The sequence below is a fragment of the Brevibacillus sp. AG162 genome (genome assembly GCF_006715575.1).
GTDB lineage: Bacteria > Bacillota > Bacilli > Brevibacillales > Brevibacillaceae > Brevibacillus > Brevibacillus brevis.
The window spans coordinates 1-22871 of sequence record NZ_VFNO01000009.1 but is presented as its reverse complement, the minus strand read 5'-3'; the positions used below and the strand labels follow the sequence as shown (position 1 = coordinate 22871).

At 47.4% G+C, this 22871-nt stretch carries 24 protein-coding genes and 1 riboswitch; of the genes, 15 read left to right on the top strand and 9 right to left on the bottom strand.

Going from position 1 to position 22871, the window contains the following annotated elements; all coding sequences use genetic code 11:
• The first annotated feature begins 14 nt into the window (after window positions 1-14).
• Window positions 15-512 carry a hypothetical protein gene (locus tag FB479_RS22920; protein ID WP_142066829.1) on the top strand — a complete coding sequence of 166 codons (498 nt, stop codon included), beginning with the start codon at window positions 15-17 and terminating at the stop codon, window positions 510-512.
• Window positions 513-1272: 760 nt separating this feature from the next.
• Here the strand turns inward: FB479_RS22920 and FB479_RS22915 are convergent.
• The 5 genes from FB479_RS22915 to FB479_RS22900 form a co-directional block, all read right to left on the bottom strand.
• A complete protein-coding gene (locus FB479_RS22915) occupies window positions 1273-2124 on the bottom strand; it encodes an NAD(P)-dependent oxidoreductase (protein ID WP_142066828.1) in 852 nt (283 codons plus the stop codon).
• 23 nt (window positions 2125-2147) lie between these two features.
• Window positions 2148-2963 carry a pyrroline-5-carboxylate reductase family protein gene (locus FB479_RS22910; RefSeq protein ID WP_142066827.1) on the bottom strand — a complete coding sequence of 272 codons (816 nt, stop codon included), beginning with the start codon at window positions 2961-2963 and terminating at the stop codon, window positions 2148-2150.
• Window positions 2964-3059: 96 nt separating this feature from the next.
• Window positions 3060-3740 carry a zinc metallopeptidase gene (locus FB479_RS22905; RefSeq protein ID WP_048031441.1) on the bottom strand — a complete coding sequence of 227 codons (681 nt, stop codon included), beginning with the start codon at window positions 3738-3740 and terminating at the stop codon, window positions 3060-3062.
• Between the two features lie 351 nt (window positions 3741-4091).
• The gene (locus FB479_RS30600) at window positions 4092-4232 is read right to left on the bottom strand and encodes a hypothetical protein (RefSeq protein WP_164724518.1); all 141 of its coding nucleotides are present in this window, start codon (window positions 4230-4232) and stop codon (window positions 4092-4094) included.
• Between the two features lie 79 nt (window positions 4233-4311).
• Window positions 4312-5598, bottom strand: coding sequence for a glutamate-1-semialdehyde 2,1-aminomutase (locus FB479_RS22900; protein ID WP_142066826.1), 1287 nt, complete (start codon window positions 5596-5598; stop codon window positions 4312-4314).
• A 150-nt stretch (window positions 5599-5748) separates the two neighbouring features.
• Here FB479_RS22900 and FB479_RS22895 point away from each other — a divergent pair, with 150 nt between their 5' ends.
• From FB479_RS22895 to proS, 6 genes are all read left to right on the top strand, one after another.
• Window positions 5749-6591 carry a protein phosphatase 2C domain-containing protein gene (locus FB479_RS22895; RefSeq protein WP_255438558.1) on the top strand — a complete coding sequence of 281 codons (843 nt, stop codon included), beginning with the start codon at window positions 5749-5751 and terminating at the stop codon, window positions 6589-6591.
• Window positions 6592-6680: 89 nt separating this feature from the next.
• Complete coding sequence (locus tag FB479_RS22890) at window positions 6681-7691, top strand: ABC transporter ATP-binding protein (protein ID WP_142066824.1); 1011 nt, start codon at window positions 6681-6683, stop codon at window positions 7689-7691.
• Complete coding sequence (locus FB479_RS22885) at window positions 7684-8478, top strand: ABC transporter permease (RefSeq protein WP_007729824.1); 795 nt, start codon at window positions 7684-7686, stop codon at window positions 8476-8478. The genes FB479_RS22890 and FB479_RS22885 overlap by 8 nt, the downstream gene beginning before the upstream one ends.
• A gap of 3 nt (window positions 8479-8481) precedes the next feature.
• Window positions 8482-9279, top strand: coding sequence for an ABC transporter permease (locus tag FB479_RS22880; RefSeq protein WP_106657734.1), 798 nt, complete (start codon window positions 8482-8484; stop codon window positions 9277-9279).
• A 310-nt stretch (window positions 9280-9589) separates the two neighbouring features.
• Window positions 9590-9744: riboswitch (FMN riboswitch) on the top strand.
• A 234-nt stretch (window positions 9745-9978) separates the two neighbouring features.
• Window positions 9979-10590: an ECF transporter S component gene (locus tag FB479_RS22875; RefSeq protein ID WP_142066823.1), complete on the top strand. Its 612-nt coding sequence runs from the start codon at window positions 9979-9981 to the stop codon at window positions 10588-10590.
• 313 nt (window positions 10591-10903) lie between these two features.
• Complete coding sequence (gene proS, locus FB479_RS22870) at window positions 10904-12370, top strand: proline--tRNA ligase (RefSeq protein WP_142066822.1); 1467 nt, start codon at window positions 10904-10906, stop codon at window positions 12368-12370.
• A 52-nt stretch (window positions 12371-12422) separates the two neighbouring features.
• Here proS and FB479_RS22865 read toward each other — a convergent pair whose 3' ends face one another.
• Together FB479_RS22865 and FB479_RS22860 are read right to left on the bottom strand one after the other, a co-directional pair.
• Window positions 12423-13061, bottom strand: a complete 639-nt coding sequence (locus tag FB479_RS22865; RefSeq protein ID WP_106657731.1) for an HAD family hydrolase — start codon at window positions 13059-13061, stop codon at window positions 12423-12425.
• Window positions 13062-13124: 63 nt separating this feature from the next.
• The gene (locus FB479_RS22860; protein ID WP_106657730.1) at window positions 13125-13742 is read right to left on the bottom strand and encodes a winged helix-turn-helix domain-containing protein; all 618 of its coding nucleotides are present in this window, start codon (window positions 13740-13742) and stop codon (window positions 13125-13127) included.
• Window positions 13743-13898: 156 nt separating this feature from the next.
• Here FB479_RS22860 and bcp point away from each other — a divergent pair, with 156 nt between their 5' ends.
• The 4 genes from bcp to FB479_RS22840 are packed head-to-tail and all read left to right on the top strand — an operon-like array spanning window position 13899 to window position 16804.
• Entirely contained in the window at window positions 13899-14369 is a 471-nt protein-coding gene (bcp, locus tag FB479_RS22855) for a thioredoxin-dependent thiol peroxidase (RefSeq protein WP_106657729.1), read from the top strand.
• Window positions 14370-14406: 37 nt separating this feature from the next.
• Window positions 14407-15459, top strand: coding sequence for a M42 family metallopeptidase (locus tag FB479_RS22850; RefSeq protein WP_106657728.1), 1053 nt, complete (start codon window positions 14407-14409; stop codon window positions 15457-15459).
• A gap of 9 nt (window positions 15460-15468) precedes the next feature.
• Window positions 15469-16230: a class I SAM-dependent methyltransferase gene (locus FB479_RS22845; RefSeq protein ID WP_142066821.1), complete on the top strand. Its 762-nt coding sequence runs from the start codon at window positions 15469-15471 to the stop codon at window positions 16228-16230.
• Window positions 16231-16255: 25 nt separating this feature from the next.
• Complete coding sequence (locus FB479_RS22840) at window positions 16256-16804, top strand: cob(I)yrinic acid a,c-diamide adenosyltransferase (RefSeq protein ID WP_106657726.1); 549 nt, start codon at window positions 16256-16258, stop codon at window positions 16802-16804.
• 39 nt (window positions 16805-16843) lie between these two features.
• Here the strand turns inward: FB479_RS22840 and FB479_RS22835 are convergent, their stop codons facing one another.
• Window positions 16844-17755 carry a complex I NDUFA9 subunit family protein gene (locus tag FB479_RS22835; protein ID WP_142066820.1) on the bottom strand — a complete coding sequence of 304 codons (912 nt, stop codon included), beginning with the start codon at window positions 17753-17755 and terminating at the stop codon, window positions 16844-16846.
• Between the two features lie 118 nt (window positions 17756-17873).
• Between FB479_RS22835 and nth the strand changes: the two genes are divergently transcribed.
• From nth to FB479_RS22820, 3 genes are all read left to right on the top strand, one after another.
• The gene (gene nth, locus FB479_RS22830) at window positions 17874-18572 is read left to right on the top strand and encodes an endonuclease III (protein ID WP_142066819.1); all 699 of its coding nucleotides are present in this window, start codon (window positions 17874-17876) and stop codon (window positions 18570-18572) included.
• Window positions 18573-18726: 154 nt separating this feature from the next.
• Window positions 18727-19161, top strand: coding sequence for a peroxide-responsive transcriptional repressor PerR (gene perR, locus FB479_RS22825; protein ID WP_047073745.1), 435 nt, complete (start codon window positions 18727-18729; stop codon window positions 19159-19161).
• Window positions 19162-19434: 273 nt separating this feature from the next.
• Window positions 19435-21168 carry a glycosyl hydrolase family 18 protein gene (locus FB479_RS22820; protein WP_142066818.1) on the top strand — a complete coding sequence of 578 codons (1734 nt, stop codon included), beginning with the start codon at window positions 19435-19437 and terminating at the stop codon, window positions 21166-21168.
• A 93-nt stretch (window positions 21169-21261) separates the two neighbouring features.
• On the opposite strand, the gene FB479_RS22815 is transcribed toward FB479_RS22820, so the two are convergent.
• Window positions 21262-21636, bottom strand: coding sequence for a YgzB family protein (locus FB479_RS22815; protein WP_106657722.1), 375 nt, complete (start codon window positions 21634-21636; stop codon window positions 21262-21264).
• 117 nt (window positions 21637-21753) lie between these two features.
• On the opposite strand from FB479_RS22815, the gene FB479_RS22810 reads away from it, so the two are divergent.
• Entirely contained in the window at window positions 21754-22614 is an 861-nt protein-coding gene (locus FB479_RS22810) for a hypothetical protein (protein WP_106657721.1), read from the top strand.
• Window positions 22615-22871: the final 257 nt, after the last annotated feature.

Sequence of the window (22871 nt, the reverse complement as noted above, 5' to 3'; positions counted from 1 at the left end):
GAGCGAAATAATTGATGGAAAATTTTAATCAGGCAATTAAGCGTATTTCTGCAATAGATTGGAGTTGTATTGGAAACAAGCGAGCAAGATCACACGTTCATTTGAGTAAAGAATACTTAAGAAGAGCATCAATATTTTTTCAATATTATCCTGGGTCTTGTAGGTATCCTTTTATTATCATTTCAAATTCGATAACTAAGCCACAAGTGAGTGTTGACGAATTACAAATACTAAAGGAGATTGACAATAGTTATGTTAGAGAAATTGCTACCAGTTATTTAGAGTTAAACGCACTCATTGATGAAGGAAATAAAATTGCTATTGATAATAAAGATTTGTTTGAGCCAGCAATAAAGCTATATGAAAGAGGTGGCCATTTCTTTATAAGGGGAGGTTATTTGAATGTAGCTGGTGCTACTGATTTTCTTTCGCTTGCAAATCGAGTTAAAAGGGAACCACTTGATATAAGTGATGAAACCTTGGATGCACTTGACAATGGACATGTTGATTAATTTATGGATTTGTTCGGATTATTAAACAACTTACTCTAGTCGAATTAAGGATGCGTTGAGTAAATTATAGTCAAGATATTTGTATGGATTTATACAACAACAAAAAGATAATGAAATAGAACCAACATTGCCACAATACGAGATAGCCACCTGTATTGTGGTCTTTTATCCTATTGTGGTTTGTTAATGAGTAGACCCCACCCAGTGCCGAATGAGTAGGGCAGATGAATCTAAGTAGACTTAACTCAAGTTGTATTCGAATAAAGACTTTTTCATTTTATTTGTACGCACATCAATGCTTTGGCTTTATACCCTAAAGATACAAAAAACAGGTCGATCATGGTCAGATACCACCATGATTGACCTGTTTTTTTGTTATGTTCGTTTTCTTGCAGTTTTATCAAAAATAAATTGCAACAATGTACGTACATAGAACGATAGATAAGGTGAAGGGGCGGTCAGAGAAATATTCATCGCAGCTAAATGGGATGAAGTCCCAACTATTAACAGTGCAAGGGTCAAAAATCTGGTGACGACCAGTTTACATATATTGGGCGATGGTAACGTTGAATGGCTAGCCACCTTCCCAACTTCATAGCCGCCATACAGCGGCATAAAACGATAAGAAGGATGGCTAGAAACATCGGGTGTATTTCTAAGTCAGTAGAACGTCATATCAAGAATTGGCAGGCAAGAAGAATCCGGTAACGACGACACATAAAAAACCCCCACTTCAACCGGTAGGTAAGTGGGGGAGTATTCATTTTCCCTCGAGATGACGCAGGATCGCCATCAAATCCAGCTCGCCCAAGCCTTCTTCCAATGCATGACGATAGGTCGCATTTACGGATTCAGCCAATGGGGTAGAGACGCCTGCTTCATTCGCAAGGCGAAGGTCCTTGGCCATATGCTTTAGGGCAAAGGCAGCTGGATAGTCGTCGGCGAGGATGGATGCCGCTTTTCCGCGAATGAGTGGTGTTCCTACGGCGCTCTCGGAAATGATGTCCAGCATTTGCTCCGTACCAATGCCGAGGGATCGTGCGAATAGTAATGTTTCAGACACACCTTGTACTGTAATGCCCAGCAGCAGGTTGATCGCCAGCTTCGCAGATGTACCCGCTCCGTTTGGTCCCAAATAAAACGCGGCTTTACCCAGCTTGTCCAGCATAGGCTTGGCTACCTCAAAATCAGCCTGCTCTCCGCCTACCATGATGACGAGCTTGCCTTCTTTGGCAGGCCCTACGCTACCGGACACAGGTGCATCGAGAAAGCGCAGTCCAGCTTCCTGGGCTTGCTCCGCGATATAACGGGATGTATCCGGTGAAATCGTGCTCATATCTACTGCAAGCTTGTCTTGAATGGACAGGCTCAAGAGACCGTCTGTGCCAGTATAGATTGCTTTTACTGCATCATCATCGCTTACCATCGTGAACAGTACATCGCATTGTGCTACCAAATCTGACAGAGTGGCTGTCTCCTTCGCACCCAATGCCACCAATGGTGCAGCTTTTCCCGGTGTACGATTCCAGACACGTACGTCGTAGCCTGCAGTCAGCAGGTTGCTAGCCATTGGAATGCCCATGTTTCCCAAACCAATCCAACCGATAATCATCGTCTTGTTCTCCTATCCGCTATTTATGCTTTTATTTGTTGTTGGACAAGTATCTTTAAAGCAGCGTGCTTGGATTCTGTCATCGCAAACAACTCGTCAAATCCAGAAGGAAGCGTCTTGTCAAGAACACGCAAGCCTTCCTCGGTAATGCCACCCTTGGTAGCAACACGTTCGATCAGCTGGTCGAAGCCAAGCTGTTCGTTTTTGAGCAAAAGAGCGGTTCCCAGCATCGTTTCCACCAGCATGCTTCTCGCTGTATCCAGGTCTAGCTCTGGTGTTTTGCGAACGGCTGCCTGCGCGAACGAATCAAGCATCCCTGCGATCAGTCCTGGGGCGCTGCTGGTGAGGATCGTCGCTGTTTCGATCTCGACCTCGGATACTTCCTGTGATTGACTAATGGAGGACAGGAGGGTGAGCAGCTGTTTGCGATCCTCTGTAGTTGTTTTACTGCTGCATGTAAACAAGGATACACCACGCAACTCTTGCGAAGTGACGGTAGGAATTACTTTGCTCACGGCTCCAGCATGAACGGTTTCCAAATCATCGATGCTAACACCTGCTGCTACAGAAACAATATGTACACTTTCAGGGATAGACAACTCACGGAGAACAGGCAGGATATCCAGTGGTTTTGTGCAGAGAAAGACCAGATTTGCCTGGTCGCACACCTCTTGCGCACTATCGGCTATGAGAATGCCATGTGATGCTTGCAGATTTTCAGCCTTTTCTCTTGTTCGATTGAAGACGGTGATATGCTCAGGCTGGATCACACCGCTTTTACAGAGTGATTTCACCAGCATTTGTCCCATACTGCCTAATCCAATGATTCCAATACGCATGTGCAAAACCCCCCGTCTTATTGTAACGTAGCCTCATGAAAAAAGGTACAGCCTCCCATGTGAGAGAGCTGTACCTTTGCAGTTTCGTTTAACGGATTAGTCGTCAGAGCTTCGGAAAATCATGATGTATTTCGCCAACTCCAGTACAGAGATCAGAGCGGCAGCTACGTACGTCAGAGCGGCTGCGCCCAGTACTTTGCTTGCTCCACGTTCCTCTTCATTGCGGATGAAGCCCATTTTGAGCATCAGTTCTTTCGCACGGCTACTTGCGTTAAACTCGACAGGCAGTGTGACGAGCTGGAAGGCAACTGCTCCGGAGAAGAAGATAATCCCGATGAGCAAGAGTCCAGCCATTTTAAAGAAGAAACCAGCCAACAGCAGCAACGGCGCCACACCGGACACTAGGTTGACTACCGGGAAAATGCGATGGCGCGCTACCAGCATCGGGTACGATACCTTGTGCTGAATCGCATGGCCGACCTCGTGACAAGCAACGGACAGAGAGGCAATCGAGTTGCCGAAGTATACAGGATCAGACAGGCGTACGACACGGTCAGTCGGGTCGTAGTGGTCAGTCAATGTACCTGGGATATGTTGAACAGGAACGTTCGTCAAGCCGTTGGCATCGAGCATGCGGCGGGCGGCCTCTGCACCGGTAAGACCGGAGGAGGTAGGAACTTCGGCGAATTTGTTAAAAGTTCCTTTCACACGGAACTGAGCCCAGAGCGACAGTCCGAATGCAATCAGAATCAGGAAATCCATAGGATGGAAAAACATTCCACACTCACTCCTCGTTGTAATCTATGAAAACGAAATGTTGCTAAGCCATACATGTAACCTTACTACTTCATTCTGTCCCATATTCATGTATACGAATAAGTCCTATGACAGTTTCACTATTTTATTGTACAATCTCTGACCATTATTGACAATGTTGCTGCATACCAAAAAAACAGACACATTCCTCGTCATCATGAGTGGGAATGTGTCTGTTTTGATGCTTTACGTGTAAGAAAGTTTACGTGCATCACCGCGTTGAGCAACAGTGCTTAAACTTTCTGGAGCGCATAAAAACTTTCCGCTAAAACGCGGTCGCTCCTCCTTGAACAATCCTCGATAAAGGTTTTTTTACCTGTCGTGATTTTGGGTTTTGTGATGCTCGGTTTTTCGCGGGTTTTGAAAGCCCTTCACTTCGAGCATTTTACTGCTCATTTTTGAATCCAACGTCTTTTCAGGAGCCTGCGGATATGATTGTTCACCTTTGGACACCGGGATATCCTCCTCGAAAACATTATCGCGAACAGGCTTATTATTTCCTCGGACGGATGCGAAAGGACGTGGGAATGGTTTACAGCTGAGAAAAGGCGCGGTTTACAGCCGCAATGGTGTATTGAATGTCCTCTTCTGTATGAGCTGTCGTCACGAACCAAGCTTCATATTTGGATGGTGCTAGGCATACCCCTTCATTCAGCATCAGCTGGAAGAAGCGGGCAAAAATTTCTCCATTCGCTTTTTGAGCTGCATCGTAATCATGAACAGGCTCGTCCGTGAAGTAAACTGCCAATGCCCCTTTTACACGATTGAGCTGGATGGTTACGCCGTGTTTGTTTGCGGCCTCGATGATTCCGTTCGCAAGCATAGCGCCCAGACGTTCGAATTCATCGTACACGCCCGGTTGCTTCAATACTTCCAGGCAGGCAATTCCCGCACGGATGGAAGCAGGATTACCAGCCATTGTTCCTGCTTGATAAGCAGGTCCGAGTGGGGCGACTTGCTCCATGATTTCCCGACGACCGCCATAAGCACCGATCGGCAGGCCGCCACCGATAATTTTGCCCAATGCAGTCAGATCAGGCTCGACTCCGAGTAGGTTTTGTGCTCCGCCATAGCAGAAGCGGAAGGCCGTAATCACTTCATCGTAGACGACAAGTGCGCCTGCTTCGTGCGTGATGCGGTTAACCTCTTCCAAGAAGCCAGGCTCAGGTGCCACGATACCGAAGTTGCCGACAATCGGCTCAACGAGTACGCAAGCTGTTTCGTTACCCCATTTGCTCATAGCATCTGCGAAGGCTTCGATATTATTAAAAGGTACCGTAATGACTTCGCTGGCAATGCTTTGTGGAATACCTGCACTGTCCGGAATTCCCAGGGTAGATGGCCCGGAGCCGGCAGCAACGAGCACCAAATCAGAGTGGCCGTGGTAGCAGCCTGCGAATTTGATGATTTTGACACGACCAGTATAGGCGCGTGCTACACGAATGCAGGTCATGACTGCTTCCGTACCAGAGTTGTTGAATCGAATGCGCTCCATCGAAGGGATTGCTTTGCGGATCATGCTTGCGAAGGTAATTTCCCATGGAGTAGGAGTACCGTACAGGGTGCCGTTGGCAGCTGCTTCGCAAATCGCTTTGGTCACATGTGGATGCGCATGGCCAGTAATGATGGGGCCATATGCTGCTAAATAGTCAATATATCGATTGCCGTCCACGTCCCAGAAATACGCGCCCTGGGCACGTTCCATCGTTACGGGTGCTCCCCCGCCTACAGCCTTGAAAGAGCGGGAAGGGCTGTTCACCCCGCCTAGAATGACGTCGAGTGCTTGCTCGTGCAGTTGCGCGGATCGTTCACGTTTCATGCATATTCCCTCTTTTCTTTTGGAAAAAGTCCTTCATTATCTTACCACAGCTGTTCAACAACTGGATATGAACGGAGAGCTATAGATGAAGGAAAGGAAAAATGATACAATTTTCAAGCAAATCACTCCATGGATAAAGGCGGGGTCATCATGAAACTTGAGTGCATCTCCATGAAAGGAAGCGGCAAAAGCAATGAGGACGCCTATGTGATTCAGCAGGTCAAGCATGTGTATGCGGTTATCGACGGCATTACGTCCCTGATTCCGTATGAGAACGCAGCCGGACAGACAGGCGGAGCTATCGCGGCTGAGCTCGTTAAAAAGCAGCTGGAAGCAATGCCAGAGGATGCAGCTTTGCATGATTATTTGGAGACGATTAACGAAGCCCTTCAGGAGCAGATGCGGCAAAGCGGCATCGATCTTGAGAAAAAGGAAGCGTTGTGGGGTGCGGCCTGTGCAGTCGTCCGTGTAGGAGATGCCCATATCGAGTACGCGCAGTTGGGAGATTGCATGATATTTGCCGTGTATGAGGATGACATTGTACGACCCCTGACGCATACGCAAGTCAGCCATTTGGAACAGGCCGCCTTGACGAAGTGGGAAGACGGAATCAACGAAGGATTGTGTACCCGAACAGAGCTGTCTGAACGATGTATGGACATCCTGATCCATAACCGCTATCAGGCGAATGGACCAGGAGGCTACGGCGTGTTGAATGGCGATGTTGCCTGTCGGGATTTTATCGAGTATGGACGCATGAATCGAGTTGGCGTGAAGGCATTGGTGCTGGCAACGGATGGTCTTTTTATGCCGAGAGCTTTAGGTGGAGCACAGCCGAAGTGGGAAGAGACGGTGCTGCCGATCGTACATAAAGGGCTGCAACGTTATACAGACGAGCTTATCACTCTGGAAAACAACGATCCTGAATGCACCCGCTATATCCGCTTTAAAAAGTCAGACGACAAAACGGGAATGATCCTTTATCTTTATTAACAGTTTGGTGCAGTTTGCCTTTTGCACAATTCGATTGGCTCATATACACTACAAATGGTATTTAAGCGAAGAAAAAAGGACGGTTTTCCATGATTCAAGTAAATCATTTGCAAAAGGATTTCCGCATCCATCAGTCCAGACCGGGCCTTGGTGGTGCTTTTCGTGATTTGTTTAGTCGGGAGTATAAGACGGTAAATGCGGTGGATGACCTTTCTTTTACAGTAGAGGAAGGGGAAATGTTCGCGCTGATTGGGGAAAATGGTGCAGGAAAATCGACCACGATCAAGATGCTGACAGGTATCTTGACCCCGAGCGACGGCGAAATCGTCATTAACGGCTACGTGCCTTTCAAGCAGCGGGAAGAGTACGTTCGATCCATCGGAGTTGTTTTCGGGCAGCGCTCTCAGCTTTGGTGGGACCTATCTCCGATAGAGTCCTTCCGTCTGTTGAAGAGTGTTTATAAGGTGGATGAGGCAGAAGGAGAAAAGTGGCTGGAGCGTTTGATTGATGAGCTGGAGATTTCTTCGTTCGTCAGTCAGCCAGTGCGCAAGCTGAGTCTCGGTCAGCGGATGCGCTGTGAAGTGGCTGCTTCGTTGATTCATAAGCCACGCCTGCTGTTTCTGGATGAACCGACAGTTGGACTCGATGTACTTGTTAAGCAAAAAATCCGTGAGTTTCTCCGCAATCTGAACGAGACGGAAAATATGACGATCTTGTTGACGACTCACGATGTGTCAGACATCGAAGCACTCTGTAAACGCGTGCTTGTCATGGACAAAGGGAAGCTGATCTTCGATGGCTTGCTGAATGACCTCAAGGAAAAATGGGGCAATGGCACAGAGGTGTCCTTCCAAATGAAAAAGCGCACTTCAGCAGCCGCACTCCGTCAGGCATTGGGAGAGATGCCTTGTGAGATCGAGCAAATCAATGATTTTACCCTCAGTGTAAAAGTAGCGCGGAGTCAGGAAATGCTGCCCTTTGTGTTGTCGACGGTCATGTCCTCCTTTGAAGTCAGTGACGTGAAAATCGAGGAGACGAGCACAGAGGATATCGTTCGCAACATTTATTCCTCAGACCAAGAGGTAAGAAGCCATGCGTAAGCTTTATATGGAACTCATCCGCATGAGGTTTTTGACGATGCTTGCCTATCGTGTGAACTATTACAGCGGAATCATTATCTACGCGATCAATATCGGTGCGTACTACTTTTTGTGGGGAGCGATCTACGGAGGGCAGCAGCAGCTGGGCGGGCTTACGGTGGAACAGATGACTTCCTACGTTGCGATTGCATGGATGTCGCGGGCGTTTTATTTTAACAACATCGATACAGAAATAGCCCAGGACGTCCGAGAAGGCAAGGTCGCGATCGAAATGATACGCCCTTATAATTACTTGTCCGTGAAAACGGCGCAGGCGTTTGGGGAAGGGATCTTTCGCTTTCTCTTTTTCGCGGGTCCAGGGATCTTCCTTATCAGCCTGATCATTCCGTTCAGCTTTCCGGCGACAGCGACTGGATGGGGGCTGTATTTGATCAGCTTAATGTGTGCGTTTTTGATCAATACACAAATCAATCTGGTGACAGGCTTGCTCACTTTCTTCCTGTTCCGAAACGATGGCATGATGCGAGCCAAGCGGGTCGTGGTGGATCTGTTGTCTGGTCTCGTGCTGCCGATCAGCTTTTTCCCGGGCTGGGCGCAAACGGTAATGGGTTACCTTCCATTTCAGGCGGTCAACTACTATCCGAGCCTGATCTTCACAGGTGCGATTACAACGGAACGTTCCTGGGAATTGATCGGTTTTCAGGTCATCTGGATGTTTGTCATACTGGTTCCCATCTTGGTGATGTGGCGTCTTGCCCGCAACAAGCTGGTTGTGCAAGGAGGGTAGAGCATGCAAAACATGAGACATATTTTCAGTATTTTTGCCGACTACCTGAGCCAGTACTTCAAGACGAGACTGGCCTATCGCACAGATTTTATCGGGGATTTTGTGTCCAATCTGGTTTCTGAGTTGATCAATCTCATCTTTATTATTGTCGTGTTCACGCATGTTCCGCTTATGGGGGATTGGACGCGTGATGAGATTATCTTTATCTATGGTTTCTTCTTGGTTCCATACGCGTTGTTCTCGATGTTCTTCGGGTTTTGGGACTTCAACGAACGGTATATCATCCGGGGCGAGATGGATCGCATCCTGACGAGACCGATTCACAATCTGGCGCAGGTGTGCCTCGAGTCGATTGCGCCAGACCGTATTTTTGGAGTCATAACCGGGATTATCATCATGGGGTATGCTGCCATTCAACTCGATTTGTCGTTTTACTGGTACGACGTGTTCATCTTTATCGGGCTCTCGATCAGCGGGGCATTGATTTACGGTGGCGTGTATACCGCGATTGCTGCGGTTAGCTTCTTTTCCGACTCACGTACAGGGATTGCCCCGATGATTTACAACATCCAGCAATATGGGCGCTATCCGGTAGACGTTTACAACAAGGCTATTCGCTTTGTGCTCACCTACGTGCTGCCGTTTGCCTTCGTGGGTGTTTATCCGGCGGCATACTTTTTGCGCAAGGAAGTCTGGTACACATATGCGGCAATGACACCGGTAGTGGCTGTCATTTTCTTCGGTATCGGGCTTCTCGTTTGGAACTGGGGTGTCACGAAGTATCGAGGAGCGGGTTCTTGATGATTTATAATCTGAAGTCGTTGTGGTAATATTAAAAGCATAATGTAAAAAAAACCGTCCCGGCGGCAACCGGAACGGTCGGTACAATAGGCGCTTCCCGCAAAGGGGTGCGGCTCAGATCTGGGTGTGAAATAGACCGCTGAGGTGTCAACTCAAGGGCGGTCTATTTCTTTTTGGTCAAGGTAACTACCAAGCCGATTATTGTTATACCAACTAAACAAATCGGAAAAATAAACAAAAAGTGTCGCTTTGGCAGTTTCCTCTATTGTCAAATCAAAAAACAGCAGTATAATATGCTGTATACAACTACACATTCCTTCGGGGCAGGGTGAAATTCCCGACCGGCGGTGATCATGCTTTGTGCATGTTAAGCCCGCGAGCCTCCCGAGCTGCAAGTAGCGACGGAGTGCAGGATCTGGTGTGATTCCAGAGCCGACAGTACAGTCTGGATGGGAGAAGGATGACGACAGTACGTTTATCACACGTGCTTGTTTGCCTGTGCAAACGGGATGAGAACGTAGAGGCCAGCCCTCTTGTTTCTTGTACCTTTTATTTGCGCATGGTTTTGTCATACGCTTGCAAATGCCCTGTGGAACCTATAGCCACAGGGTTTATTCTGTTTGTGTAACAAGACGTGTGAGCTTACAACGACTGTTGCCATTCCTCAAGAAGGAGTAGAAAAATGAGGAGATGGTAAACATGAAAGAAACAGCGCTGCATTCTTCGCGCACACGTGCAACCCAAAAGCTGGTGACGATCCCCATGCTGGCGGCCGTTGCATTTATTCTGCAGTATCTCGAGGTTCCTGTTCCGCTGATGCCAAGCTTTTTGAAGCTCGACTTCAGTACACTCCCGGCATTGATCGGGGGACTCATATACGGACCTGTAGCCGGCGTCATTATCGAGGTACTTAAAAATACACTGCACATGCTCTTCAAAAATACAGACGGTCTGTTGATCGGTGAGCTCGCAAACGTTGTAGCAGGATCAAGCTTTATTTTTGCGGCTGTCTACATGCAGCGTCTCGGCCAAGGCAAAAAAGGCTTCCTGACGGGTCTTGCTCTGGGAACGTTGTTGATGACGATTGTCATGGCTGTGGCAAATGCGTATGTGCTGTTGCCTGCGTACGCTGTGCTTTATCAAATGCCGATTGAACAGCTTTTGACCATGTTCAATGCGACAAGTATCTGGTCATTGGTTCTGTACGGAATCGTACCATTCAATCTCTTCAAAGGTGTTATGATTTCAGTGGTTGCGTATCCGATCTACGTGAAGCTCGGCTCCAGAATCGCTGCCCGTATCAACAATTGACAACCACGATGTGACTCGCTAATATGTTTAGTTAATAGATAGTCACAAAAGGCTATGAAAGGACCCGCAGCTATTCCCTCGTAACAGAGAGTCGGCCCTAGTCTGGAAGGCTGATACGCAAAGGATAACTGCCCCCCATCCTGAAGCCGCTGGTGAAGAGCTGAGCCGGATGCCCACCGTTATCGGGTTATCGAGAGGACTATGGCGTATGCTGTAGTCAATCAGGGTGGTACCGCGGAAGTTGATCCTCCGTCCCTTTTAGGGATGGGGGATTTTTTGCATTTTACGTAAGAATAAAAAGGAGCGTAGACGGATGAAAGAGGACAAAGCGTTTGTAAAAGAAATTACACCGCAATCGGAGGATTTTTCGCGTTGGTACATCGATGCCATTAAAAAGGCGGATTTGATGGACTACACACCGGTACGCGGCTGCATCGTGTTCAAGCCGGATGGCTTCGAGCTATGGGAGCGAATTCAAGAGGCGATGAATAAGCGCTTCAAGGAGACAGGGCATCGCAATGCCTATTTCCCGATGCTGATCCCCGAGTCCTTCTTTCAAAAAGAAAAAGAGCATATCGAGGGCTTCAATCCAGAGCTGCCTTGGGTAACAGAGGCTGGGGGCGAGCCGCTAGAGGAAAAGCTGGCGCTACGTCCAACCTCTGAGACGATCATCGGTCATATGTACAGCCAGTGGATTCAGAGCTACCGCGACCTGCCTGTATTAATCAACCAATGGGCAAACGTTTTTCGTTGGGAAAAGCGGACAATACCATTCTTGCGGACATCGGAGTTTCTCTGGCAGGAAGGCCACACGGCACATGCGACAGAGGAGGAAGCTCGTCAGGAAACGATGCAAATGCTGGAGATTTACCGAGAGGTCGTCGAGCAGGAGCTGGCGATTCCGGTTTGGAAGGGACAAAAAACACCGAGTGAACGCTTTGCTGGTGCTGTCGACACGTATTCCATTGAAGCGATGATGAAGGATGGCAAAGCAGTGCAAGCGGGCACCTCGCACTATTTGGGCGATAAATTCGCGCGCGGCTTTGAAATCAAGTTTTTGGATCGTGACAATCAGTTCAAGTACGTTCACACCACATCATGGGGAACCTCTACGCGGCTGATTGGTTCGATGATCATGGTGCATGGCGATGACCGCGGTCTCGTGTTGCCGCCTCGCATGGCTCCGACACAGGTTATTATGATCCCAGTCGGTCCGATGAAGCTGCGCGAGAAGGTGATGGAGGCGTTTGATCCACTCTTTGAGGAGATCAAGACTGCAGGCGTGCGTGTCCGTGCCGATCTTCGCGAAGAAACACCAGGCTGGAAGTTCAATGAGTGGGAAATGCGCGGAGTTCCTCTGCGTTTGGAGCTCGGCCCGCGTGACGTGGAAAATGGTCAAGTAATTCTGGCTCGTCGTGATACGGGGGAGAAGGTGACGGTTTCACTTGAAGGTATCGCGCAGACAGTTGTTCAACTGTTGGAAGAGATTCAGCAAAATATGTTCCAAAAAGCACTCGCCTTCCGTGATGAGAACTCACATTTGGGGATCGATACACTGGAGCAGCTATCCGCTCATATTGCAAAAAACGAGAGCGAAAACAAGACGAGCGGATGGGTGTTAGCTGGCTGGTGTGGGGATGATGCTTGTGAATCGAAGATCAAAGAGGAAACAAAGTTCACCTCTCGCAACATCCCGTTTGAGCCTCCTATACAAAAGAAAGCCTGCATTTGCTGCGGCAAAGAGTCACAGCATAGTGTCTGGTTCGGAAGGGCGTATTAATCAAACAAAGGGTGTGTCCACGCTTCGGCGGCAGGACACACCCTTTTTTCAACTATCGTCCGAGTATCCAATCGGTAAAAGCTCGCACATCCGTAAAGTGGTAGTCAGGCTCGGGATCGAATTTTCCAGACTTTTGTGTAACCAAAAGCCAATCCACACCGACGGTTCGCAAACCAGCGGCTCGACCAGCCAATACGTCAGCATCACTATCGCCTACGAAAATGGTTTCCGCAGGCGTTGCGCCTAGCTGGTTCATAGCGGTAAAAATACCTTCTGGATGAGGCTTTGGATGTGTGACCTCATCCCCTGTGATCACGACGGAAAAATACGAATCCAATCCCCATTCTCGAAGGGAGATGTCAGCGCTTTTTCGTCCTTTTCCTGTTACGATTCCCATTTGGATACCTGCTGCGTGAAGTTCATCGAGCATGCTTCGGATATTTTCAGGGTTTTGTACGCGGGAGTGTTCATCTGTGTATACACGATAAAAATGAGCGAGGGCGTTGTCATGCGCATGTGAGGGAAGCTTGTTTTGCAAAATGCCTGTCTCTGTGGGGCCAAAGAGAGCTACAATCTGCTCGTCGGTATAATGCTCTTGTAAAAACTGCTGAAAGGTAGAGCGAAAAGCAGTGAAGATCAAGGGGAGGGTATCGGCAACTGTGCCGTCGAAATCAAACAAGATCGTCCGCATTGGAGTCCTCCTTTGATTAGAAAATGAAAGAAAACCATCGCATCTGATGGTTTTCTTGGTGACTTACTCATCCGAATCATCAAAAGGATCATCAGCATCATCTGTTGGGTCAGCTGGAGTCAATGGGAACAGGATGTCGAAAAACTTGAATTTTCGACGGCCAGATTCCTTTTTGAACCCTTTGTACTTTTGCAACAGCTCAGAGATGTCTTCCACAAATTGATTGCGTTCATCTTGACTCAAATAAAATTCAGTCAAATTATAAGCGAACGTATTTTTGTATTCTTTCCGAACATCTTGGTCGCTTGCGACGAAGCGATTGAGAGTCCGCATGAGGTCCTTTTCCGTTGTACGAAACGGAGTAAACATGACATCACTTAATTGTTGAGCGTTTTCTTCAATCATCAATTGAAGCTTGACCTGAATGACCTTGGCAACAGGCTCATAATATTTCTCCACAATGGAGCCTTTTACCCGGGTATCCACTTGCTCGAGCAGCCCAACACGCACGAGCTCCTTCACATGGTAATGTAGCCGTGCTGCATTTTCGCCTAGTTCTGTAGCGATTTGTTTGGCCGTTCTGGGCTCCAAATCTTCAAAGAGTTCCAAAATCTTAACACGTTCCGCTATAGCAAGCGATTTCAACGCTTCTGGATCTGTTACTTCAAAAAACTCTTTCATGTTAATTCACCATCCAACTGACTAGGCCAAATTTTATTTTTTTTAATTCTATCCTTTTCTGCATCAAAGCGCAACTTGTATGCGGATGAAGTGACTACTAGATTGTGGTAAAATGGGACCAGCGAAAACAGGATATTATCGAGAGGAGGGAAAAGTTTGACGGCAGTAGGACAAGCTGCACCTGCATTTACGTTGCAGGCGAGCGACAATCAGACCATCTCACTTTCCCAATTTCATGGACAAAATGTCGTGCTTTATTTTTATCCGAAGGACCAAACGCCGACATGCACCACAGAAGCATGCGACTTTCGTGACTTCCATTCAGGCTTTGCTGAATCGAATACAGTCGTTCTTGGAATCAGTCCGGATTCTGTGAAATCGCATGACAAATTTATCGCGAAGCATGAATTGCCTTTTCCACTTCTGGCAGATCCGGATCACCAAGTGGCAGAGGCTTATGGTGTGTGGGTGTTGAAAAAAATGTACGGACGAGAGTACATGGGCATTGAACGCACGACGTTCGTCATCGACAAAGAGGGTAACATCGCAAAAATATGGCCAAAAGTAAAGGTCAAAGGGCATGTGCAGGAAGTGCTTCAATTTATTAAGGAAGAGCTTCAATCCTAACGTTTATTTCGCAATGGGCGAATGGAGGAACATACAAATGAGTGTATCTACGGAATATGTCGTGCAAAGCTTTTGCCAATTGGCGAACATCCCAAGTCCATCTGGCAATACGGAAAAAGTAATGGCCTGGGTTGCACAAGAATTAGAAAAGCTTGGCGTTTCCTTTAAACGAACAAACAAAGGGGCAATCGTTGCAACAGTAGCGGGGGCTAATAACGAAAAGGCAAGACTCTTGACAGCTCACGTCGATACGCTGGGCGCGATGGTAAAAGAGATTAAGAGCAACGGGCGCTTAAAGCTGACCTTGATCGGCGGCTTTGCATTCAATGCGATTGAAGGGGAGCACTGCGTTGTAGAGACTGGCAGCGGTCGTCTTGTAACCGGTACCATTTTGTCCACTAAAGCTTCCGTGCATGTATACAGCTCAGAAGCGGGAAAAGCTGAGCGCAATGATGCGAACATGGAAGTCCGATTAGATGAAAAGGTCACAACCAAAGAGCAAGTACTGGAACTGGGGATTTCCGTCGGAGATTTTGTCTCTTTTGATCCACGGGTGACTGTAACGGATAGCGGCTTTATCAAGTCCCGTCATATCGACGACAAAGCAAGCGTAGCTGTGCTGCTGGGGGTTCTGAAGGAACTGAGTGAATCCGGCTTGAAGCTGCCTTACACCACACACTTTTTTATCAGCAATAATGAAGAGATCGGCTACGGCGGCAACTCCAGCATCCCTGACAACGTGGTGGAGTACCTGGCTGTCGACATGGGAGCGATTGGGGACGGACAGACGACAGATGAGTATTGTGTGTCCATATGTGCGAAGGATTCCACAGGACCTTACCATTACGGATTGCGCAGTCATCTGACCAAGCTCGCACAAGCGAACGGTCTGAACTACCAAGTGGACATTTATCCCTACTATGGTTCTGACGCAAGTGCTGCGCTGAGAGCCGGATATGACGTTGTCCATGGCTTGATCGGACCGGGCGTAGATGCTTCGCACTCCCATGAACGTACACATAAAGAAGCGCTCGACAACACGGCAAAGCTTGTTATGGCCTACCTTCAATCAGAAGAAATGCAAGCATAGGAGGACCAGATGAGCAATATGTATCAATGGGCTGACTACTATGATCTCACTCAGCGCGGTGTTGCGGGTGATGTTGAGTTCTATCTGGAACAAGCCAAGCTGGCAGGGGGAAAAGTGCTGGATCTTGCTTGCGGCACCGGAAGAATCAGCATTCCAATGGCGCAGGCTGGCATCGACGTTACCGGAATTGACCTATCCCAGGATATGCTGGCAAGGGCTCAGGTAAAAGCAGAGGAACAAGGTGTAACATCCGGCTTGAAGCTATTGCAGGGGGATATGCGCGCCTTTGATCTGCAGGAGTCATTTTCCCTGATTATGATTCCTTTTCGGTCGTTTTTGCACCTGTTGCATGTCCAAGAGCAAATGAAGGCATTGACGTGCATTCGCAAGCATCTGGCTCCAGGCGGGAAATTCATCATGAACGTGTTTGTGCCCAAGATTCATCATTTTTACGAGGAAAATGAAAAAATGTCCTTGCGTGGCACCTATCCACTCCCGTCGGGGGAAGAGGTTGCGATGTGGGATTACACCCGTTATGACCATTTTCAGCAACTGTCCGAAGTGACACGCATATACGAGCGTACGGATGCACAGGGAGTTGTGACGGAACGGGTGAAAGGCCGATTTACTCTCCGCTACATTTTCCCCGCGGAGCTCCATCATCTGCTTCGCCTAAACGGCTTGAAGGTCACACAACGATACGGTTCTTTTGCAAAGACACCATTTGATGCAAATAGCTCAGAATTGATTCTGGTCACCGAAGCTTTGTGAACGGAACCTGTGGAGGGGATACGGAATGAAGATTTATACAAAGTCGGGGGATAAAGGTGAGACGTCACTGGTTGCAGGTGTCCGCGTGCCTAAGTTTGCGGACCGTGTAGAGGCATACGGTACGTGCGATGAAGCCAACTCGCAGATTGGATTGGCCCTGTCCCTGTTGCCTGCAACAGAAGAGTGGAAGGAATTGCAGGATGTCTTCCATGTCATTCAGACAAAGCTGTTCCATGTAGGAGCTGAGCTGGCGACGCCAGAAGGCAAGAAGGTAGGTTGGCCAATTGCAGAAGAGGATGTTACTTTTCTGGAAGAGCAAATTGACATGCTAGATGCGAAGTTGCCGCCGCTCACCAATTTTATTTTGCCTGGCGGACATCCGGCAGCGGCTGCCTTCCATGTTTCGCGTACGGTCGTCAGACGTGCAGAGCGCAAAGCAGTTCATGTGGCACAGCAGGAGCAGGTAAACCCGTCCGTGGTCAAATACCTCAACCGATTGTCCGATTATCTGTTCGTTGTGGCTCGTCATATTAATAAAGAAACAGGTGCAGTTGAGAAAACGCTACACGAATAGGCAAAAGCCCCCTGACATCAAGCAGGGGGCTTCCCTATTTTATTTGGTACGCAGGTAAGTGGTGATTCCCGGGAGAAAATCGATTTTCTCAGTGTGAAAAGTATCGTAGAGAAGCTTTCCGTCCTTACATGCGTTTCCTTCCAGCAGCATGGTGAGCTGCGTATTGGTAATCGGGAAGAATGGGAATCTCTCCATCATATTGACCACAGGCTTCATGAAAGCAAGGGGAATGTGAATTTTATTGACCTTCCGCTTTCCGATGGCCTCACCAATCGTATCTAGGATTTGTCCGTAGGAGAGTGGTTCTGGTCCGCCTGTTTCGTAAGTTTGATTGGTCGATTCGGGTCTGCTCAAGGCTTGGACGAATACATCGGCCACCGTCTTGCGAGCGACTGGCTGCAAAGGGTAGGAGCCATCGCCAATGACCGGTGTGACAGGTAAACGAACCAGATCAGCGAGCATGTTCACGAATTCATCCCCAGGACCAAAAATGACAGATGGACGGAAAATGACGTAGGGTATACCACTTGCTTGCACAAGCTGCTCCGCTTCGTATTTGGTTCGGTGATAGGCGCTCGTGGCGTTTTCGCGTGCACCAAGAGCACTCATATGGACAAAGCGCTTGATTCCAGCTTGCTTGGCAGCCTCCAGTACATTTTTTGTACCTTCGACATGGATGCGAGAAAAGCTAATGCCTTTCCCCGGTTGTTCGCGAATAATTCCGACGAGGTGGATGACAGCATCGCAGCCTTGCATCGCCCTCATCAATGATTCTTTATCAAATAGATCGCCAGTCGCTTCCGTTATAAGCGCATGGGCGGTTTCGTTGTAGGGAAGCTTACCTGTTGAACCAGCTCTGGTGAGGCAAACCGTCTTATATCCTTCTGCCTGCAAGCGCTCGAGTATACCCCGTCCAACAAAACCTGTGGCACCAGTCAGGAATACTTTCATGGAAAACCTCCTCCCGTTAAATACTTCCAGACTCATTGTACAACAGTTGCAGTCTGTGGTGCTATCGATCGCTGTGTTGACCAAGGCGGTATAATGTAGGGAAAAGGGGGATATATTTATGGCACAACGCAAAGTACCTGTGGCCGACATTTTGGATAATTTGCAGCAACTTTATCCAGATGCGCACTGTGAATTGAATTATACAACCCCGTTTGAACTTCTCATTGCGACCATTCTTTCTGCCCAATGTACAGATAAACGGGTAAATGAGATTACGGCACCCATGTTCCAGCAGCTAAACCAGCCGGAGCATTACCTTCATTTGACACAGGAAGAAATGGAAGAGCATATAAAAGGGCTCGGGTTGTATAAGAATAAGAGTAAAAACATTTTAGAGACCTGTAGAATCTTGTACGAAAAATACAATAGCGAAGTTCCGCAAACGCATGCCGAGCTCGAAGCATTGCCGGGTGTAGGGAGAAAGACTGCAAATGTCGTTTTGTCCAATGCATTCGGGATTCCTGCGATCGCGGTGGATACGCATGTATTCCGCGTAGGAAACCGGTTAGGCCTTGCGAATAGCGACAATGTGGACGAAGTGGAACGTCAGCTCATGAAGCGCATTCCGAAAGAGAAGTGGACGGATGCGCATCATTGGTTAATCTGGCACGGCAGACGTGTATGCTCGTCGCGCAATCCACAGTGCGGCAGCTGTACACTTCAATCCATGTGTAAGTTTGCACAGGCGGAGGCCAAAAAAGCCAAAAAGCCTGCAACCAAAAAGCCTGCAACCAAAAAGCCAGCAAAAGCTCAGTAAAAAACTTGATTTTCCACTTCTTTCTGTCCAAATCCGTTGAATGGATATTGACAGTTTTCGCCGACTAGACGTACACTTATTTATAGTAATTCTAATCAATGACATTAGAGAAGCTTGTTCTTTTGTCTTGCGAAAGACTGTGGGGTGTAACAAGATGGTACAACGTGTGGAGAAAGCTGTTGAAATCCTGAAGAATACCGGGGTTCGCATGACACCTCAGCGCCATGCAATTTTGACCTATTTGCTGGAAACGATGACCCACCCGACGGCTGACGAAATATATAAAGCCCTTGAAGGCAAATTCCCGAATATGAGCGTTGCAACGATTTACAACAATCTACGAGTCTTTAAAGATGCTGGATTGGTTACAGAGCTCACTTACGGGGATGCGTCCAGCCGATTCGATGCCAATGTGGAAGAAGATCATTATCACGCGATCTGTTCCTCCTGTGGTGCAATCAGGGACTTCCACTTTCCGTATTTGCGGGATGCAGAAGTAGCTGCTTCCAAAGACATCGGCTTCAAAGTAACCGGACATCGTATGGAAGTTTATGGCGTTTGTGATTCCTGTCAAAAGAATCCCCACTAAGAATGTATTTGATGGATGAGCACCTCCTGCTTAAATCGGATAATCCCGGTGATGCAGGGGGTGTTTGTTTTTGGAGGACATAACCCTTTCTGTCGATATCTGTAACCTTTTGGCTTCTCGTACGTCTTCTTCTTGGTAGGAAGTTTGACCGTGAATTACCAGAATACAAAAGGTTGTGAATGGATTGAACGAACGCTATGATCGAAATAATGAGTCAAATCATACAGCCCAAGTCAGAAGACAGGCTTATGTACCGGGAAGCAGGTGGAGATTATGAGCAGGGAGTCGGGGAGAGCTCTGCGACCAAGACGAAGAAAACGACGGGTTTTTCGCAGGCTGTTTTTGTTAAGCTTTCTCTTGTTAGCTATCTTCGGCAGCATTTACTGGTTTTTTGTGCTCCGTGCTTCAACTGAGCATGTGCAGCCGTATGATGGAGTTAAAAATGTGATTGTATACGAAGGCTCACGGAAAGAGTCCACGTATTTATTGGAATCAGAGCAAATATTGCTGCCCTTTGATTTCATTAAAGAAAACATTGATCCTGCGATTTTTTGGGATGAGCCTACACGTTCCGTTATCGTCACGACTAAGGATAAGGTGCTTCGGATGGAGAGTGGAGAAATTGTCGCTTATCTAAACAAAAAACCTGTGGATTTACGCGTTCCAGTGAAAGAGGTCGACGGCACACGCTATGTCCCGTTGGATCCTTTGGAAAAGCTGTATCCTTATTCTTTTGAGCGAAAAGCAGATACGGGTGTCCTGGTCGTCGAAAAAGAGGGCTACGAAATCCAGCAAGCGAAAGTAATTGCTGCAGAGGAAAAACAAGCAGTCCGTACCGGTGCTTCCCATCGAACCCCGATCGTGGCAGAGCTGTCTGCGGGTGAAGTTGTCGACGTTCTTGGCAAGAAGGAAAGCTGGTATCGCGTTTTGACGGCCTCAGGAGTAGGCGGATTTATTTCAGAGAAAAGTATTGAAATGACGGATGTGCGCAAAGTTCAGCTGGAGCACACGACCGCTACCGGACAACAACACGCTGCTTGGAAGCCTGAGGGAAAAATCAACCTCGTATGGGAGCACGTCGTCAGTAAAAATCCGGATGTTTCAAAAATTGGTGCATTACCAGGGGTAAATGTAGTTTCTCCTACTTGGTTTGAAATGAAGGATGCAGAAGGAAATCTGTTGAACAGAGCCGATCCTGCGTACGTCAAATGGGCCCATAAGAGGGGCTACAAGGTTTGGGGTCTAGTTACAAATGGCTTTAATCCAGATTGGACCAAGTCTGTTCTCAGTAGCTATGACAAGCGAGATAAGTTAATTGCCCAACTCCTGTACTACGCTCATCTTTATGATCTCGATGGCATCAACATCGATTTTGAGAACGTATATTTAGAAGAAAAAGAGGAGCTCGTACAGTTTGTTCGGGAGCTGACGCCGTATCTCCATCAGCAAGGACTAACTGTTTCCATCGATGTGACGATCAAGTCAAACGCTAAGCAATGGTCCATGTTCCTGGATCGGAAAGCTTTGGCCGAAGTCGTCGATTATGTTGCGGTGATGACGTATGATGAGCATTGGGCAGCGAGTCCAAAAGCTGGTTCTGTCGCATCATTGCCGTGGGTGGAGCGAGGCTTGCAAGGAGTTTTGGAAGATGTCCCTAATGAAAAGCTGCTGTTAGGTGTACCTTTCTACACACGCTTGTGGACAGAAGCCAAGCAGGCTGATGGCACTGTGAAGGTGAGCTCCAAAGCTTATTCCATGACGAAAGCGCAGGAATGGATCAACGAACGCAAGCTGACGCCAGTTCTGGATGAAGCTTCAGGTCAACATTACGTGGAGTACAAAGACCCGAAAGATGGCAACGTCTATAAAATGTGGATAGAAGATGTAACTTCTATGAAGAAGCGCATGGAGATCGTCAATAAGTACGACTTGGCGGGCGCAGCTTCTTGGCGCCGAGGCTTTGAGGTGCCGGAGATCTGGCAAGCAATTGACGAGACTCTGAAATAATAGACAGACAGCTTTCACAAAAGAAAGCCACCTGCACCCGAATGCTCGGGAATTAGCAGGTGGCTTTTTACGTATAGATGAAAAGGAATCATGTTATGTCTGGTTTTGCTGAGGATGTCCGTCTTCTAGGAGTAAAGGTTGTCCACAAAACATACAGGCGTCTTCTTTTCCCAACATCTTCGTGACTTTTTGGCATGAAGGGCATTGCACCTGTGGAGCTGAAGTGGAGACCATACCGGAAATCATAAACAAGACTGTACTGCCCATTGTCAGAATGAACCCGATGATCAAAAGCAGCGTCATAAAAATGTAAGAGCCTTTTAAGAGGCTTCCAAGTAAAGGAATAAAGTCCAAATAACCTGCAAAAAATGCGTACCCTGTATACATCAGCAAAATGCCGATTACCATGCTCCAGTTGCCCCATGTGCGCATGCGTTTGATCTTGCTCAGGCGTTCTGTATTTTTCATGATCATTCCTCCTACCCTATAGTATAGCATACAAAGGATTTGTCTGTTGACAAGCAGGAAACGAACAAGACTTGTAGAATCCATAAGTTCAACCCAGGGGGCAGGGAGGAACAAGGCATGACTTTAAGGCAAACGTATCTGAAAAATCTCCAGCAGCGTTTGGATGTGCAAGCGGTGCTTGTTTTGAATGATTCGGATATGCTAGTCCCCTTTCGCGAGGGAATCTTTTATTTTGTCGTAGTAAATGGGCCCCAAGCTGATGGTAAAATCCGTCGAATGCTATTTCAGGAACAAGTGATCATCGAGCAGCAAATCAGCACGTGGCAACTGGAGAAGGGAGCCATCTGCGGTTTGGATGAACGACTTGCCGAAATGCTTCGAAGGGCAGAAATCGTTTGGGACAGAGAACATTATATGAAACAAATGAAACTGCGCCTGGCTAGTTTGTCATCTTCTCTCCAGAAAAAACATATATGTAAGGAGTATTCCCAAATCCTTCGTTTTTTTCACGAGACAAAAGAGTTTTTGCAACAAGGTATGATGCTGGATGCCCATCACTCTGCCATTCAAACGATTCACTATTTGGCTCGTCTCATTGTATATGAAGCGGGAGATCATCCTCAGCCAGCTTTATGGACGCAGGTCAAACAGATAGATCCTTCTATTTATAAGTTGTATGAGGAGCTCTCTTTTAATGCAGAGGCATTGGAGAAGCGAATTGAACTACTGGTGCTGGCAATTGAATTTTGGATCGCATCCAGAACGAAGGAATCTGTTCGATACCTGGTTGAGCTCATGGAGACGAAATCAGGCCCTTGGCGTTTGGAAGAGTTGATGAATCATCCGATGATTCAAGAGGCAGAGATCGAGATTCCTCTTGTGATAGATAAGATGCTTCAGCGCTTGATGATCCAAGAGATCGTATGCAAAGAAGGGGAAAATGGCGACAGAGAAACAGGTTTTATTTTAATGGGATAAAAAATTTTCAATTAGTGTTGACTTCTGTTTGTGATCCATGCTATATTAACAAACGTCGCTGCTGCGCTAACGCAGAGCGGCCGAGAAAAAAGTTTTAAAAAACACTTGATTTCACAAGTGGTTATGTGATAAATTAAAAAAGTCGCCTCTGGGCGATGAAGAAAAAAATGCTCTTTGAAAACTGAACAGCGAAAGCGTTAATGAGTCTATCATTAAATGATTTGCCAGCTTTGAACCAGTAACAAACTTTATTGGAG

Coding starts and splice junctions, on each gene's coding strand:
- FB479_RS22920 (WP_142066829.1), top strand. CDS start 15: ATGGAAAATTTTAATCAGGCAATTAAGCGTATTTCTGCAATAGATTGG.
- FB479_RS22915 (WP_142066828.1), bottom strand. CDS start 2,124: ATGATTATCGGTTGGATTGGTTTGGGAAACATGGGCATTCCAATGGCT.
- FB479_RS22910 (WP_142066827.1), bottom strand. CDS start 2,963: ATGCGTATTGGAATCATTGGATTAGGCAGTATGGGACAAATGCTGGTG.
- FB479_RS22905 (WP_048031441.1), bottom strand. CDS start 3,740: ATGTTTTTCCATCCTATGGATTTCCTGATTCTGATTGCATTCGGACTG.
- FB479_RS22900 (WP_142066826.1), bottom strand. CDS start 5,598: ATGAAACGTGAACGATCCGCGCAACTGCACGAGCAAGCACTCGACGTC.
- FB479_RS22895 (WP_255438558.1), top strand. CDS start 5,749: ATGAAACTTGAGTGCATCTCCATGAAAGGAAGCGGCAAAAGCAATGAG.
- FB479_RS22890 (WP_142066824.1), top strand. CDS start 6,681: ATGATTCAAGTAAATCATTTGCAAAAGGATTTCCGCATCCATCAGTCC.
- FB479_RS22885 (WP_007729824.1), top strand. CDS start 7,684: ATGCGTAAGCTTTATATGGAACTCATCCGCATGAGGTTTTTGACGATG.
- FB479_RS22880 (WP_106657734.1), top strand. CDS start 8,482: ATGCAAAACATGAGACATATTTTCAGTATTTTTGCCGACTACCTGAGC.
- FB479_RS22875 (WP_142066823.1), top strand. CDS start 9,979: ATGAAAGAAACAGCGCTGCATTCTTCGCGCACACGTGCAACCCAAAAG.
- proS (WP_142066822.1), top strand. CDS start 10,904: ATGAAAGAGGACAAAGCGTTTGTAAAAGAAATTACACCGCAATCGGAG.
- FB479_RS22865 (WP_106657731.1), bottom strand. CDS start 13,061: ATGCGGACGATCTTGTTTGATTTCGACGGCACAGTTGCCGATACCCTC.
- FB479_RS22860 (WP_106657730.1), bottom strand. CDS start 13,742: ATGAAAGAGTTTTTTGAAGTAACAGATCCAGAAGCGTTGAAATCGCTT.
- FB479_RS22850 (WP_106657728.1), top strand. CDS start 14,407: ATGAGTGTATCTACGGAATATGTCGTGCAAAGCTTTTGCCAATTGGCG.
- FB479_RS22845 (WP_142066821.1), top strand. CDS start 15,469: ATGAGCAATATGTATCAATGGGCTGACTACTATGATCTCACTCAGCGC.
- FB479_RS22840 (WP_106657726.1), top strand. CDS start 16,256: ATGAAGATTTATACAAAGTCGGGGGATAAAGGTGAGACGTCACTGGTT.
- FB479_RS22835 (WP_142066820.1), bottom strand. CDS start 17,755: ATGAAAGTATTCCTGACTGGTGCCACAGGTTTTGTTGGACGGGGTATA.
- nth (WP_142066819.1), top strand. CDS start 17,874: ATGGCACAACGCAAAGTACCTGTGGCCGACATTTTGGATAATTTGCAG.
- perR (WP_047073745.1), top strand. CDS start 18,727: ATGGTACAACGTGTGGAGAAAGCTGTTGAAATCCTGAAGAATACCGGG.
- FB479_RS22820 (WP_142066818.1), top strand. CDS start 19,435: ATGAGCAGGGAGTCGGGGAGAGCTCTGCGACCAAGACGAAGAAAACGA.
- FB479_RS22815 (WP_106657722.1), bottom strand. CDS start 21,636: ATGAAAAATACAGAACGCCTGAGCAAGATCAAACGCATGCGCACATGG.
- FB479_RS22810 (WP_106657721.1), top strand. CDS start 21,754: ATGACTTTAAGGCAAACGTATCTGAAAAATCTCCAGCAGCGTTTGGAT.